The organism is Peredibacter starrii (genome assembly GCF_034259205.1).
Classification (GTDB): domain Bacteria; phylum Bdellovibrionota; class Bacteriovoracia; order Bacteriovoracales; family Bacteriovoracaceae; genus Peredibacter; species Peredibacter starrii.
Genome location: NZ_CP139487.1, coordinates 2,129,243 through 2,144,082 on the forward strand (window position 1 = coordinate 2,129,243; position 14,840 = coordinate 2,144,082).

The 14,840-nt window shown below is 42.6% G+C and carries 16 protein-coding genes; 8 read left to right on the forward strand and 8 right to left on the reverse strand.

What is annotated here, in order from left to right; all coding sequences use genetic code 11:
• Positions 1-6: 6 nt before the first annotated feature.
• Positions 7-1,554, reverse strand: coding sequence for a hypothetical protein (locus tag SOO65_RS10820; RefSeq protein WP_321389414.1), 1,548 nt, complete (start codon positions 1,552-1,554; stop codon positions 7-9).
• A 1-nt stretch (position 1,555) separates the two neighbouring features.
• On the reverse strand, positions 1,556-2,644 hold the full coding sequence (locus tag SOO65_RS10825) for a phosphatase domain-containing protein (protein WP_321389417.1): 1,089 nt from the start codon (positions 2,642-2,644) through the stop codon (positions 1,556-1,558).
• 60 nt (positions 2,645-2,704) lie between these two features.
• Here SOO65_RS10825 and SOO65_RS10830 point away from each other — a divergent pair, with 60 nt between their 5' ends.
• The gene (locus SOO65_RS10830) at positions 2,705-2,989 is read left to right on the forward strand and encodes an acylphosphatase (protein ID WP_321389420.1); all 285 of its coding nucleotides are present in this window, start codon (positions 2,705-2,707) and stop codon (positions 2,987-2,989) included.
• Here the strand turns inward: SOO65_RS10830 and SOO65_RS10835 are convergent.
• Together SOO65_RS10835 and SOO65_RS10840 are read right to left on the reverse strand one after the other, a co-directional pair.
• Positions 2,986-4,146 (reverse strand): Hsp20 family protein, encoded by a 1,161-nt coding sequence (locus SOO65_RS10835; protein ID WP_321389422.1) that lies wholly within the window; start codon positions 4,144-4,146, stop codon positions 2,986-2,988. The genes SOO65_RS10830 and SOO65_RS10835 overlap by 4 nt on opposite strands.
• Before the next feature lie 280 nt (positions 4,147-4,426).
• Positions 4,427-4,738, reverse strand: coding sequence for a hypothetical protein (locus tag SOO65_RS10840; RefSeq protein ID WP_321389425.1), 312 nt, complete (start codon positions 4,736-4,738; stop codon positions 4,427-4,429).
• Positions 4,739-4,816: 78 nt separating this feature from the next.
• Between SOO65_RS10840 and SOO65_RS10845 the strand changes: the two genes are divergently transcribed.
• The gene (locus SOO65_RS10845) at positions 4,817-5,209 is read left to right on the forward strand and encodes a hypothetical protein (RefSeq protein ID WP_321389428.1); all 393 of its coding nucleotides are present in this window, start codon (positions 4,817-4,819) and stop codon (positions 5,207-5,209) included.
• Here SOO65_RS10845 and SOO65_RS10850 read toward each other — a convergent pair whose 3' ends face one another.
• The gene (locus SOO65_RS10850; RefSeq protein ID WP_321389431.1) at positions 5,210-5,929 is read right to left on the reverse strand and encodes a hypothetical protein; all 720 of its coding nucleotides are present in this window, start codon (positions 5,927-5,929) and stop codon (positions 5,210-5,212) included.
• 121 nt (positions 5,930-6,050) lie between these two features.
• On the opposite strand from SOO65_RS10850, the gene SOO65_RS10855 reads away from it, so the two are divergent.
• Positions 6,051-7,274 carry a hypothetical protein gene (locus SOO65_RS10855; RefSeq protein ID WP_321389434.1) on the forward strand — a complete coding sequence of 408 codons (1,224 nt, stop codon included), beginning with the start codon at positions 6,051-6,053 and terminating at the stop codon, positions 7,272-7,274.
• On the opposite strand, the gene SOO65_RS10860 is transcribed toward SOO65_RS10855, so the two are convergent.
• Positions 7,271-8,086: an N-formylglutamate amidohydrolase gene (locus SOO65_RS10860; RefSeq protein ID WP_321389437.1), complete on the reverse strand. Its 816-nt coding sequence runs from the start codon at positions 8,084-8,086 to the stop codon at positions 7,271-7,273. The genes SOO65_RS10855 and SOO65_RS10860 overlap by 4 nt on opposite strands.
• Positions 8,087-8,162: 76 nt before the next feature.
• Between SOO65_RS10860 and SOO65_RS10865 the strand changes: the two genes are divergently transcribed.
• Complete coding sequence (locus SOO65_RS10865; RefSeq protein ID WP_321389438.1) at positions 8,163-9,467, forward strand: inosine/guanosine kinase; 1,305 nt, start codon at positions 8,163-8,165, stop codon at positions 9,465-9,467.
• Positions 9,467-10,447, forward strand: a complete 981-nt coding sequence (locus SOO65_RS10870; RefSeq protein ID WP_321389441.1) for a hypothetical protein — start codon at positions 9,467-9,469, stop codon at positions 10,445-10,447. Before SOO65_RS10865 ends, SOO65_RS10870 begins: the two co-directional genes overlap by 1 nt.
• A gap of 2 nt (positions 10,448-10,449) precedes the next feature.
• Here the strand turns inward: SOO65_RS10870 and SOO65_RS10875 are convergent, their stop codons facing one another.
• Positions 10,450-10,953, reverse strand: coding sequence for a hypothetical protein (locus SOO65_RS10875; RefSeq protein ID WP_321389443.1), 504 nt, complete (start codon positions 10,951-10,953; stop codon positions 10,450-10,452).
• Between the two features lie 125 nt (positions 10,954-11,078).
• On the opposite strand from SOO65_RS10875, the gene SOO65_RS10880 reads away from it, so the two are divergent.
• The 3 genes from SOO65_RS10880 (at position 11,079) to mnmA (ending at position 14,598) form a co-directional block, all read left to right on the forward strand.
• Entirely contained in the window at positions 11,079-12,293 is a 1,215-nt protein-coding gene (locus SOO65_RS10880; protein WP_321389446.1) for an adenine nucleotide alpha hydrolase family protein, read from the forward strand.
• Positions 12,259-13,365 carry a M28 family metallopeptidase gene (locus SOO65_RS10885; RefSeq protein ID WP_321389448.1) on the forward strand — a complete coding sequence of 369 codons (1,107 nt, stop codon included), beginning with the start codon at positions 12,259-12,261 and terminating at the stop codon, positions 13,363-13,365. Before SOO65_RS10880 ends, SOO65_RS10885 begins: the two co-directional genes overlap by 35 nt.
• A gap of 147 nt (positions 13,366-13,512) precedes the next feature.
• Complete coding sequence (gene mnmA / locus SOO65_RS10890) at positions 13,513-14,598, forward strand: tRNA 2-thiouridine(34) synthase MnmA (RefSeq protein ID WP_407677011.1); 1,086 nt, start codon at positions 13,513-13,515, stop codon at positions 14,596-14,598.
• On the opposite strand, the gene SOO65_RS10895 is transcribed toward mnmA, so the two are convergent.
• Complete coding sequence (locus SOO65_RS10895; protein WP_321389453.1) at positions 14,569-14,784, reverse strand: hypothetical protein; 216 nt, start codon at positions 14,782-14,784, stop codon at positions 14,569-14,571. The genes mnmA and SOO65_RS10895 overlap by 30 nt on opposite strands.
• Positions 14,785-14,840 lie beyond the last annotated feature (56 nt).

Sequence of the window (14,840 nt, forward strand, 5' to 3'; positions counted from 1 at the left end):
GATCCTTTACTTACTATGGGGAGAAAATACGTCTAAAAGTTCAAGGCGAGGATAAAGGAGTTTCATCCAAGTGGCAAATAATGGTTTAGGTGCAAGCTTCTCTTGTTGGAAGAGGTCTCGGTAACTGTCCTGAACGTCGTTCGTGGTCACCGTTGGGGCCAGCTCGAGACGCTTTTCCAGTCGCATAATAAGCAGTACCCACTGGTCCTTTAAGGACTCAGGTAAATTCAATTTTTTGACCTTTTTATAAATCAGGGCCAGTTCCTTAGAATTCGAAACAAACTTGAAGTCCCAGAGATAAAGATAGAAGCGGATGATTTCTTTCCATGTGGAATTAGGCATTAAAGCCAGGGCCATCTGGAGCTCGTGATAGGCGATATCATACTCGCCCTGATCAAAGGCACTTTGGGCCCTTGAAGCGCGCTTCCAGGCCTCTTCAAAAGGTTTTAAAGCGTGTGCCTTCTTGATGACTTTACCTTCGCCGTTGTCGGCCAATGAAAATTGAATGATCTCATCCGACTTAACCATCGCGTCTGTCCCTTCTTTCACATCCAGAAGACCGGTGGTGAGATTCACGTGATAGGCCCCGACAGTTGAAAGTGTAGCCGCCGGGTGAAGCCACTTTTTACTTTTCTGATCTTCTACATCCGTCATGAGATCCAAGATGTGTTCATTCTTGGCCGCTTGTAATTTGTCCTTCATCCAGTTCTGACGAGCTTCAGAGAACTTGATGAAGTGATCAAACCCTTGAGCGTCCTGCTGAAGAGGGATATTTGTAAAAATTAAAGGACTGGTCTCATTTACGTTATAAGATTCAGAATTAAGGGCCGGACCATCCAGATCCATGGCCTGAACCACACCTGATTTTTCTAAAAGAAGAAGTGACCACTTTGTTACGGATACTTTCTTCTTCATCTCCTTTTTTACTTCAGCGAGATTGTTCGCCTCAAAAAGAGTTTCAAAAGTAATTTTAAAAATGCTTTGCCCGTCTTTGTGATAATTCTTACCAGGCTTATGGTGAAGAGCAAAAGAGAGACCACTTCCATGAAGGCCCTGTAAGAATAAAGGTGCGAGACCCTCAGAGCTGTAATTCAAGAGGGGAAGTTTCCCTTCTTGTTGCCAAAAATACAAACGAGGGTTCTCTTCGAAAATTCCAATCAAGGGGAAATCCAAAAGACGAGAATGGGTAATTCCATCTTTTGATTTCATAAAAACACTGGTGCAGCCAGGAAGAATACTTTTAAGTTCTGGATAAAGCTGGCCATAGTGAGCGGCCACTTCAAAGAGCGAAAGGAAGCTGAAGTATCTCACGGGATCAATGCCCATGCCTTCAGCGTAGGCAGTCACACACTGATCAAAGAAGCTTTCTTCTTTTTTCTTCATGAGAATGCGGGCACGCGAAAGAATCTCCTGGCCCACTCTTAAAACAACGTTTTGAGAAAGAAGTTTCATCACTCGTGCTTCGATCTTTAAGAACGAATCTTTCTCTCGCATTCCAAGCTGATAAAGATTTTCGATGGGGTCACCAATGAGTGGAACGATAACTGTCTTCATATTAACCTACGTAATAAGTCACGAGATGTTTTAAGTTGTTGGCAAAGTCCAGGTTGAAGACACGATTTTGAAGTGACTCCAGCATGTGAGGTTTGCAGCGAATATAAATTTTGAGTTTGCCCTTCGGTTGAGCATCACTCATATTTTTCAGCTGATAAAATTTTGAGAGAAAGCGGAAGTGCTGCTGGTTTGTAAGCTTAAAAGATTCTTCGCGCTTAATATTGTTCCAGAGTGTCCAAGGGTCATAACGTCCCACCAGAACTGCAGCAAGAGTGAGATAAATTAAGGTATCTGATTCGAAACCGTCACCAATTAAAACAAGCTCTGAAGGAATACCTGTCATGAGGAGAATATTAACGATGGTATTGAGCTTATAAAAACCTTGAGAGCGCAAATCCTTCGTTGAAAGATCCCCTTCAAAGAACGAAAAAATATTTCGGTAATCTTTTAAGAAGATATTCCCGGTAAAGATCTGACGAGCGTACAACCAGTCACGGATGGCGTTCTCATAAAAGTGAGGGGACGCTGATACCACAAAGGGTTGGTAATCTTCTTTAATGAGATCTTTCACGATATCAATTGAGTGATCCACGGGAGGGAAATACTGAATTGGGTTTCTTAGAGAAAGATAAAGTTCCTTCATGGACGAGTAACGAGTATCTACCAAAGTCTTATCAAAATCCGTAATGAGAATCTTCTTCGGTTTTTGAATCGTCGTTGGAATGAAACTTCCAATCAAAAGATCCAGCCCTGGATGGGTCTTCGTTTCATAAAGCCTGAGCTTTGCCACATTCATGGCCTCAGGCTGAGGAATTTTGAAATTGAAGTTACCAAAGCTATCAGAGTCAAAACTTCTGATTGTAACTTCCTTATCATCACTTGAAAGTCCGACCACCTTCAAACGAAACTCATTTGAAGAGAGAAGGCCCATACTTTGTATGGGCTTAGTTGGTACAATGTCTTTCAGGTTTTGATTGATCTCATCGAGGATTTCGAAACGTCCTTGAGATGAATACGTCATCGAAGCACGAATATGAATATATTCATCTGATTCGATTCCTGTAAAATGCACTAACTTTGGACGTCTCATGATGCCTATTGTAACCCGAAGGAGTGGACATCTCCTTCACTTTTTTGAGAAAATACTTCTATGTTACAGATGACACTAATTATTAAAGGTAAAGTTCAGCGTGTGGGTTTTCGCTACAGCGTTGTAGACTTTGTTCATTCAGAAAAACTTCCTATTGTTGGTCACGTGCGCAATATGCCAGACGGCTCGGTCCATGTGATTGCTCAAGGGGACATTGAGGCCCTGAAGGAACTTCATCGTTTTTGCACCAAGGGTCCACCTCGCGCAGAAGTACGTGAAGTCGAGCAGGATCTGATCCAAATTAATAAAGCGGAATTCTCAGACTTTGTGGTGTTGGCCGACTAGGCCTTCTTAACAACGTAAGTCATAGTGCCATTCTCATAGCTCGACTTAACTGATTTAGGATCTAGTTGCGCGTCTGTGGCAAGTCTGGTCGTGAAAGATTCAACTTTATTGATCTTATTAATCACTCCATCAAATGTCTTGTTGGCATCCACATAGCGGCGGTTATAGCTTAAAACAGCTTCTTTGTTATTGAAGGTAAGTCTTAGGTCTTGCTTAGAGTGTTCAGGTACGTCGACTTGAATTTCAACTCGGTCAGGGTATTGAGTCATCTTTGGTTTCAGGGCTTCAAACTTATAGAAAGGATCGTCCATCTTAGAGACGGTTTGAGTAATCTCTTTAGTAAGACTCGACTTAAGATTAGAAACCACTTTTTGATGTGTATCTTCCAGGGTCTTCAAGTTCGCATTGTTACTATCTAGATTGTCTTTATATTTCTTCTCAAAAAAGCCATCTTGCTCTTTAAGACCTTTGCGATAGGTCGTATCGCGTTTTTCCATCTCAGTATTATGAACTTCCGTCATCTTCGCCATCTCAGTCTGCTGGCGAGTGTTTGTGGCCATTCTTTCTTTTTTAAACTGGCCGTCCTGATCGTCCTTTAACTTTTTATAGTTTTTGGTGTCAGTATTGAATCGAGTTGTGAACTCTTCAGTTTGCTTATTAATTTTGTTTTGGTGGAAGGCCTCTGAGTCACGTTGAACTTCGCCCATTTCGCGAGTCATATCATCAACGCGTTTTTTACCTTCAAGGTTTACATCTCTTGAGGCGGTCGAGTAGCGATCATTTAGCTCTTCAAGGTAGAGTTCGTGTTCGCTGATCTGGCGTTCACGTTCATCGCTTAACTTTGTTACAATTTTTGCCTTCTCAGCTTCGGAAGTGACCTTCAAGTCCTTCAACTGCTTATCAGTTAGTTCGCTGGTCTGTTGAAGGTGAGTGCGCATTTCATTCAAAATTTTTTCTTTCTTAGTCGCTTCTTGATCAATTTGTCTGCGGTTTTGATCTTGAAGATCTACGACTTCACCCGCATGGGCCTTTTGAAGATCGGCCTTATAGTTTTGGTGAGCATTTTCAATATTCTTAATTTCTCGGTCGTGACGACGTTTGGCCGTTTCCAGCTGACGAGAATTAATTCTTTCAAGATCTCTGATTCCGCTACTCATTGGACTGGTATCTCCTTGTCATAAGGATGGTCACAAATTTTTTGACCTCTTCCAGTATAACCCGGACAGATCCAAGTGCGTAGTAGATCTACAGAAACAAATGAACCCCCATGATAGCTTTTGTACATCTGGGGGTTCAAAGTTGAGACAATGTATTGGGCCTTTGCCTGGGTGGCAACGGCGTAGGGGTCATTACTCTTCACAATGTACTGATAGGCCCGGTATTCGGCCGAAACCGAAAAAGACCCTAGCAAAATGGTGAATAGAGCAATGATTTTGATCAATGGAGTTCTCTCATTTTATCGAGAGCGCGGTATTCAACCATCTTCATGAATGATAGAACGAATTCTTTACGCTCATCATTTTGAAGGGCCTGAATGGCCGTCTTTTTTCTTTCGATCGACGAATGACGTTCAATCTGCTTGTAGACCTTGTGAACTGTTTCAGCCGCTCTAGAGAATGACATTCTCTTTACTTCAGAGACATCCGAGAACGATTCAAGAATCCAATCTTGATAGAACAGAGGAAAATAACCGGAGCTTCCTGCCTCGATTAACTGATCCAAACCTTGTGCTTCCTGCAACTTCCGCATAAAACTCCTTTTCTCACCTCCTATCTTACTAGTAGAGTGATATGATGGTTGAGAGGGTAGCTTTTGCCAGGGGGAAACATGGAAAAGAGAGATGACTACTATATCCCGGAAGAGATTGCCGAATGGATCGGACTTAAAAAATCAGAATACTTGTCTAAACTAATCATGCAAGTTGAGCCGGATGACTTTGGATTCGAGCGATATCACGAGTTTAACGAATTGATCCCCGGAACCATCGAAACTCCAGACAAGGTCTTAGAAGGTGAGGAAGACGGACAAAAAGTCCGCACCTACATTCGGTCATACAATCAAGTGGAAATTTTTCATCAAGTTGTTATGGGTGTTGTAGTAACAGACAAAAATACTTCGAGCGAAGTTTTCGTTCCGATTCTGCCATTTGTAACGAAAAAAGATGATTTGGTGAGATTATTTAGTGTAGGCCAGGTTGTTTCCCGGCCAACACTGAATTGATTATTTGATTTTGATGTCTAAGTAAGCGCTCGAATATTTATTTTTGAAATTCGTGCAAAGATTTGTCATGTAGGCACGTGCTTCAGCATCACAGGCCACTGTGCTCTTACTGCCGTAAGGACAGCGCGGAACCCAGTAAGCACAGTAAGTCGAGCTCACACCAGAACAAACGTTTGCGGGCCAGTTTGTATAACCCTGCATACATCCAAAATATTCAGTCAGAAGAGGCTCTTTCATCACAATGATGTTGTTCAGAGAATAGCCCTCAAATCCTGTTCGGTTTTTATAAAGTTTACCCTGCATAACTTTGTCCGCCTCAGTGTATGTACATTGAGGTTGGCCGATATAAGTCGAGCTTCCGCTTCCATCTTTGTAAGAAGGAATTAAACACGTTCTATAAGAAGTCGAAGTAAGACTAGATTTAAACTTCACAACGGTTTCGTCCAAAGTACTTTGGCAAATTCCAATATGGCCCATTTCCGCAGTGAAACCTTTCGAAGAAAGATCACAATTTTCAAAGCCCGTTGATCCCGTTGAAGACCCAGTTGTTCCACCAGTCGTAGAACCAGTCGTTGATCCAGAAGGAAGAGAGCCAGAAGTATTGTTTGGGTTTCCAGAGTTATAGTCACTGCTATAAGCATTGGTTAAACGTGTTCTTTGAGGGGCATCACAACCCACTATAAGAGTGAGAGTCGCCAAAAAAATAATATAGTTTTTCATAACAGTCCCTTTAAAACTGACTGATTCATCCTACTATTCGGCAGTTAGAAAATTTTCATGAGTTTTTTCTGTAAGCCGATAAAGAGGTATCCTGATATCCTTGTTGTTTTAAAGGTTTAGAATGCGTTGGCTGATTGGCCTCTTTTTATTCATCTCACTGGCACTCTTAGGCGGATATATATTCGCCAAAGGCTATCCATATCGTTTGTATTCAAATTGGATGCAGGGGAAAAATTGGAATAAATACTATTACATTCCAAAATACAAAGAGACCTTCCTAAAACCAGTCGCCATTGAAGAGATCACTCCTTACTTGGAAGACTATAAACAACTGTGGAAACCATTCCCACTTAGAAATTCTCTAGTGCCTCTACCGGTCAGGCATCCACTTTTCCAAACAATTCCTTTAGTTGAATTCACGGGAAAAAATGCGGCACCTCAGATGGGAATGATTGTTCTCTCACCAAATGGAAGAGAGCTTTCTCGTCTTTATACTCTTCCGACTTCTTTGTATCAGGACCACTCTCAGGGCCAGGAATTGTTTAAGCTTCCATTCGTGAGAAATAGAATTTTAAAACTTTCAGTGGATAACGTTTGGAAAGATATTTTCTCGCATGAGATCGTGGTGAAATCCAAGAGCATGGAAGAGATGATTTATGATCTTTATATCTTGCATCTTCGATCGAAGATCCTTCCAAAAGAAACAATTCGCTATGGCCTTATGAAAGGTGCGAATCAGGCATTGATTGAGCTTGAATCAAAAGACCGTGACTACAGTGTTGAATTAATTTTCACTCAGCAAAATGGCAGTATCTATGCCTATGCTTTAAAGACCGAAAGAAATAGTGCTGAATCAAAAAAACTGCGCTCAAAGTTTCTGGAAGAAATCACTTTTAGTCCCATTGATGTGGCCATGGGAAAAATCCTCTACACAGAGTTTAAGCAGTTGAACTTCGCTCGTCAGGTGGATCAAGAGGGAATGTTATATCTATTCTCTGCCTGGTCTCAGGACGTAGGAAACGTTGAACTTTTGCGTGAAATGATTTTCTATCTTGAACGAGGCCGCTCAAACACACGTCAGCTTCGAGAGCTTTATACATACTCGCTTAAACAGTATGGTAAGACTTTTACCACTCGTAAAATCTTCAGTGAGTCAGATGATCCAAACCTGGTACTTCAAAGAAAAATTGAAATCGAAAATATCGAAAAGAAGCAGCAGGCGGAAATCTCAAAACAGGCCGTCAATCAGCCAGTGGAATTAACTCCGGACGAGAAGATGAATTTGTATCTTAAAAAAGCGAGAGAAGAAGGTCCGGCCGTCAAAGACGACATGACAATTCACTAAGAATCGAACTTCTCAAATCCCTTGATTAAAACTTCAGTTAGCATCGGTCTTAGATGGGCCACTTTTTCAGGAACAAGTTCCTTGGTGGTTTCATCCATATACACGCTGCGATTGATTTCAATCTGGATGTTGTTCGTTCTGAATTGATCCACGTACTCAGTCACATAACCGCCCACGTAAGGATCATTTAAACTCGACTCATGACCTTTATCGATCAGAGATTGTTGGAAGAACTGAATAAATTCCGGCGTCGCCGTTTTACCCTTTCGATCACTCACACAAAAATCCGGACGATGCATCTTCTGATTTGGATTCTGCTTCATGTGATAGTCAGTTGGCCTTGAAGGCATAGAGTGAAGGTCTACCATCGACACCTTGCCGGCCTTGCGTTTTTCAAGGTCCTGTAGGGCCGATTTCATGATTTCAAAATAAGGGCGGTGATAAATCTCGATGAACTTCTCGACTTCGGCCGCAGATGGATCTTTCACCACCAGCTGCTTACCCTGAGTGTTGTTTTTCCAGAACAAGACACAGTTGCCTTCGGCACGGTTTAGGTCCACGCAAACGCGATGAACATGGGCCACTAAAACTGCGATCCCGGCACTCTGGAGCGCCTTGATATCCACCAGCTCATTGACCTTGTAATCTACGTCTTCCTTATAGGCCCTTAAATCACCGGAAAGATAGGCCTCGAATTCCTTCGGGATATTTTCTCCAGAATGGGGAATTGAAAGCAGACCCCGGTAATGGGTCCCAAGGGGAGCGTAATAGTCAAACAGAGGGGATTTTTGAGGATGATCGAGACTAAACATGTGAAAAATTTACCATAATTTCTGGGCATTAGTCCATGAAATGGTTTATAAATGGGACACACTCTAAGAGGTATTTATGAAGTTTCCCGGACGGCGCAACACCAAGCACTATTTCCCAGTAGAAGATAAACAACGTAGCTCTTTTGATGATGAAATCAATCGTCCAGGGAATGTCTATGTGGTGGGGATTGATCAGCTACTCGTTGATATCGAAATCCCCGTGGACGACGCTTTCCTTGAAAAACATAAATTCACCAAAGGTGAGTCATTCATTATCGACGATAACCTCGCTGATACGATTTATTGGCAATATAAAAATGCCGGACAAATTACGGGTGAGTTCCCTGGTGGGGCCGTAGGTAATACACTTCATAACTTCTCAATTCTTTCTGATTGTCCTTCAGTTGCTCTGGGAACAATTAATAAAAACATCGAACTTGGTGACTACGCTTTTAAATATATTTGTAACACCAGCTCGAAAGTTAACCTTACTTATCTTCAGCCTTGTCCACGTCCGATGGGCCGTGCTCTTTGTTTCGTGAGCCCTGATCGCGATCGTACGTTTGCCATCAGCAAAGGTTGTATGAATGATTTGTCTCCGGAATTCATTCCGGTAGACGTGATTGAAAAATCAGCGGCCCTTCTGGTTTCTGCTTATACTCTTCGTGATGATAAATCACCGATGTTCAAATCGACTCTGAGAGCTCTTGAAGTTGCGAAGAACGCCAATGTTCCAGTGGTTCTTTCTCTTGGAACAAGTGGTCTTGTGAATGAGAAGAAAGATCTTCTTCTGGAAATCATTCCGAAATATATTTCAGTGATTGCCATGAACGAATCAGAGGCCCTGTCTTTGACTGGTATTTCTGATCCGCTTCTTGCGGCCGAAAAAGTTCTGGATCTTTGTGACATGGTTCTTCTGACCGTTGGTGCCCGTGGTCTTTATATCGGTGCCCTGACTGACAAGGCCCACGCTCGTGAGACCAAAGAACCACTTCATACGAAGTCCCTGGTTGAGTATAACAAGTATGAGTACTCGCGTGCTCGTCGTCGTGCTGATTGTGATCCTGATCAACTTGTAAAAGTTTATTCGCACATTAATCCGTTCCGTGGTGGTCCTCAGATGATTAAGAACACCAATGGAGCAGGGGACGCGGCACTTGCAGCAGTTCTTCACGATATCTCGGCAACTCCATACCATAAGAACAAAGTTCCGAATTCTCCAAAGCATGCTTCGAACTACTTAACATATTCATCGATCTCACAGATCAGTAAGTATGCCAACCGCGTATCGTTCGAAGTATTGAGCCAGAACTCGCCACGCCTTCTTCGCGGTCTTCCTGAGAAAGAGGATGGACTAGAAGAAGCATACTGGGAAAAGTAATGGCCCAGGATCAAACCAAGAAAGAGGCCCTCTTCAATGAAGTGAAGGGGTCCCTCTTTGAGTATTTGGTCGCCAAAGAAATCGCCCGTCTTGGGAATGAAGAGTTACAGTTCCAGCAAACTCTCGATCGAAATTACCTGAACGTTTTGTCTCAGCAAGACCGTATGGTGAGACAGTTTTATCCCGAGATGCTTCCGTTCTTAAATCAAGTTTCAAAAAATACCGTGGCCCGTATGGTGGAGTATCTTGGGAAGCTCCCTAAGAATCCAAAGGTCATGGGGAAATTTTCTAATTCTGCCATCCACGATGAAATTCATGAAGCAGATCTTCTGGTGAATCATGATGATGTTCTTCTTCCGGTGAGTTTAAAGCTCAATAAGAAGCACGCTTATGTGAACACCAAGAGTGGAGGGATAAAGAGCTTCTTTCTTCAGTACTTTCCTTTTCTAGATTCATCGATTCAGGAAAAGTTTAATCAGTTGGTGGATTTGGAATTTAGCCGAATGGCCTTCGAGCTTCATGCCCTTCATGATCTGGACTACTCAGGGAACTTCGGACTATGGGTCCAAAAGGGTTTCTCAGAGCTTCCAGGAGAACTTGATCAAGACTCGAGAAACATCTTAAAAAGCTATTACGCTCGTATTGCTCAAGAGATGCACACTATTCTTTCAAACGCTCAGAAACAAAATCCTGAGGCCTTCGCGGCCTCTCTGGCGCCGCTCATGGGATTTGGTAAGAGTGAAATCCTACAGGTGATTTGTTTTCACGAATTCCCGTCGGGAGAATCTCCGGATATTGATCTTCACACATACTCTGATCTAAAAAAGTATTTATCTGACGCTAAGATTGGAGAGTTCAATTCGATTGCGAGTGTGGAACTTGATATTGGCCCATGGTCTTTGCATATCAGAGTGAAGCCCATGAACAAGTTCACAACTACGGCGATTAAAATTAATTGTTCGATTAAAGTGAGAAAATAGACTTAAGCGACCCAGTGCTTTTTCACGGTCTCTTGATCCAGAGTCTGAATATCAAAAACATAACCGTTTCTACCTACAAGCGTGTGAGCGCAATCTAACCAAAGAGAAGTGTGATTTGTGGCGAGATAAATTGTTTTATCTTTGGTCGATTCCATCACGCTCTTCTTAAAACTTTGAAGCATGAAAGGTGAGAACAGATCCTCATTCATATCAATCAGAAGATTTTGAGAAGGATTCATGAGTCCCTTCAAAAGACTTGTCATGAATTTTTCCCAAGTCTGAGATTCCTGGGTCAATTGGTGCGGCTGTTTTAAAAGATTTAACAGGGCCAACCACTCAGGCTTTAGGGTGTGTTCCAGTTCTTTTAAACTCGAAGGGCCGATTTCAATTTGGAGATTGTCCCAGAGAGAAAGATGCGGATGAAGAGAAGTCTCCGCCTCAATGTAAGAGAAGCTATTTCCCTTCGAAGGACAATTTGTTCTTAGAAGTTGCAATAGATCCTTCAAAACCTTCCGGTCCTGAGTTTCTTTCTTATAAAGGTATATGCCAAAAGGCTTTTGCGAGTTCATCCATGATAAAGATCGGTTAAATCCACGTGGAACCTTAAAGGAAACTCACTTATAATTTACACATGGACATGAAAAAGAAGCTGGAAGAGGCCTACATACCAGATCAAAAGGCTCGGAAAGAAAAGGTTATCATTGGTTTATCCGGTGGGATCGATTCCTATGTGACGGCCTATCTTTTGAAGATTCAGAAGTATGATCTCATGGCCGTGACCATCATCAATGACTGGGAAGACTGGAAAGGGGATTCATCTCAAATTCTGTCCTGTCATATTAATCCAAAAAAACTGGATGCCATAAAAGAGTTCTGTCAAAAGTTGAATATTCCATTACAGGTGATCAAGGCGGCCGGCGAATTTAAAGACGAAATTATCGATGAGTGGATGGGCCATAAATTGACCGGCACTCTCGCACGACCTTGCTGGAATTGCCATGAACTCAGAATGCGCATTCTTCATCAGAAGATGAAAGAAGCGAACGTAAAACATCTGGCGACGGGACATTTCGCAAAACTCTTTCATCAGGAGGCCACTGGTAAAGTGTTTGTTCATACCTCTAATGATGAAGAGAATGATCAATCAGCTCTTTTGTCTCGCCTGCCACAGGACATTTTAAAAAGTTTAATTCTTCCTCTCTCCGATCTTTCTCAAAAAGAAGTTTTGAAACTGGCAGAAAACTTCGGTGTGGTTGATTCACCGAAAGAACTTAAGATGCATCAGTGCTTAAGTTGGAAAGAAGAGATGACTCCGATCTTTGCTGCGCAAATTCCGGAACGCTTCAGAAAAGAAGGCGAATTAGTCACCGCAGATGGAAGCAGCACCATTGGAAATCATATGGGTGTTTTTCATCATACATTTGGCGAAAGTTTTGAATTTAGAAATCTTGGTAAAACCACAAAAGGTTTTATTGGAGAATATTCTGGTGCGAATCAATTGATCAAAATCGAAGAAGAAAGTTATTTTATGCATAATAAAATTCTTCTTACGAACTGCGAGTTTTCAACTGAAAGCTCTTGGGTGGAACCGCAAAAAGGTTTTTTGGTCGTTTCACCTGAAAAAGTCTACGAGTGCTGGGTCCATCCCAAAACTTTGTCATCTGCTTTTATAGAATTAACCAATCCGGAATTTTTAATTGAAGGTGATCTCCTGAGTGTGATCAAGAAAAAGGGCAAAAATTCCAAAGTTTTTCTCACGGGCAAGGTTCAGTATGTGCCTCGTGATCCAGAAGTAGTAGAAGGAGAAGAAAGTGTTCCGAAAGTTGATTATTCCCGCGATTTTTAGTTTATCGTGCTCAGTATTTGCCGGTCGTGCGCCGTCTACATATTTCCAGCTTAAGAGTGATCTTGGACAGGTCTCGAATAAGAATCTGGTTGAATGGGTGAATACCTTTGTAAAGGTCTCTGCTCCTTCAAGAATGGTAGGAATGCAGGGCCATGAAAAGGCACGTAACTTTCTCTTGGAGACCATTGAAAAACTGGATCCAAAAAAGTCCGGAAAACTTTCGATGAACTCTCTTTCTCCCGAAGTTGAAACGGTTAAAAAGTTTTATCAAAAAGATTTTGATGAAAAGGTCGAAGGGAAAATTCCTAAAGGAACTCCTGACTATATGAAGTGGCAGAAGTTCACAGGTTATATGCAGAATCTTGCCGACTCACAGAAAAACAATCAGGTAGAAAATATTGTATGGGAGAAACCAGGGATCAACACGCACCGAGTGTTGGTAGTGACTGCTCACTACGATACCATTTCTCACGATCCTAAAACACTTCTGGTAAAAACCAATGAGGCGATGCCTGGTGCAAACTATAATGCTTCAGGTGTAGCAGTTGCTCTTGGTCTTATTAAAACCATGGCGCAATTTGATCTGAATTATTCCGTTCAGGTTGTTTTCTTAGACTGGCAGGGAATTGGTTTTCATGGCTCTGAACTCTATGCTCGTGAACTGAAGAAAGCTGGTAAAGAAGTTTTGGGTGTGGTGAATCTCGAGATGCTGGGCCAGGATTCGAGCTTCTTTGATAAAACAAAAAAGACCGGCAACATGTCTATCTACCTTCGTGACAACGCCGATGAGGCCCGTTGGGTTTCTAAGCTTCTTGAGCACGGAAAGAAAATTACGACCAAGGTCACTTTCGAGGCCAAACCAAATGGGTTTGAAAATTCGGACAATTTCCGCTTCTGGGAACAGGGCTTTATGTCCGCTACTTTCTCTCAGAATTGGGAGGACGACTTCAATCCAAAGTTCTACCAAACGGCCCAGGATACCCCGGAAACGCTTAATCACGAGACTCTCTGGCACGCTTATCAATATGTTGGGGGCGCGGTCATCGGGACTCTTCTGGATTTGACCAAGTAAAAACTCCTGCACCCTTCCTAAAGGGTGCAAAATCCGCTATAAAGCGGCATGGATTTTTCTTACCAGCCCGAGCTCTTAAAAGAGTACGGAATCAATCTAACTCATGAAGAATTTCTGGCCAATGGTCAGAAGACCGTTGTTGTCGGCATGTCCGGCGGCGTGGATTCTTCTGTGTCGGCCTTGATTGTGAAACTTCAGGGCTACAAAGTTCTGGGTCTTTTCATGAAGAACTGGGATGAAACAAATCCAGATGGCACATGTCCGGCCGATTTCGATTATCAGGACGTGATCAAGGTTTGTGAGAAACTTGATGTTCCATATTACTCAGTAAATTTCGTACAAGAGTATTGGGACGGAGTTTTCTCTGAGTTCTTGAATGATTACCGTAAAGGTCATACACCGAACCCGGACATCCTTTGTAACCGTGAAATTAAATTCAAAGTGTTCTACCAGAGGGCAAAACTTCTGGGCGCTGATTACCTGGCCACGGGTCACTACTGTCAGCTTGAGAATGGAGAGTTAAAGAAGGGCGCTGATCTGAATAAAGATCAGACTTACTTCCTCTATGCGGTTCAGAAAGAAGTTTTTAAAGATGTGCTTTTCCCGATTGGGCATCTTCCAAAACCAAAAGTACGTGAATTAGCAACAATGTTTGATCTGGCGACTTCGGCGAAGAAAGATTCAACCGGTATTTGTTTTATCGGTGAGAGAAACTTCAAGAATTTCCTCTCTCAATACATTGAGAGCACGAAAGGAAATTTCATTGATATTAAGAATGGAAAAGTGGTCGGTCAGCACGACGGCACTTGTTTCTATACTCTGGGCCAGCGTAAGGGCATGGGAGTAGGCGGACCAGGCGAGCCATGGTTCGTGGTTGCGAAGAACTTTGAGAAGAACGAAGTGATTCTTGCTCAAGGACAAGACCATCCAGCGCTTTATGCTGACGGCCTGACTGCAGTAGAGCTTAATTGGCTCACAAATGCTCCTGAAGGCACTTTTAAGTGTAAGGCGAAGGTTCGTTACCGTCAGCCGGAACAGCCTTGTACAGTTACTGTAGAGAATAATAGCGTGAAGGTTGTATTTGATGAGCCTCAACGGGCCATGACTCCAAGACAGTCAATTGTCTTCTATCAGGGAGAAATGTGTATCGGCGGGGGAATTATTAATGAAATCAGCCCGAACTATCACGAACTGGGTCAAGGACTACCAGAGTTCCTTTCGGTTAAGGTCTAGACCCTTATTTTGGACCTCAGGTTTCTTTTTAGCTTCAAATCCCTGACATGTACCAAGTCCGGCCATCGATACGATTTTCGAGGGTTGTTCCTTACATTGGATGCCGAAACGACGGCAGCCATTCGGGGTTTTCTGGTCCCAAGTGATGTAATAATGTCGACATTGCGCGCAGTTAGGGTTGCTCATAGCTAAATTCTATTGAATTTCCTGCGTGGCGCACAAGCGGGCAACAATTTCCAACA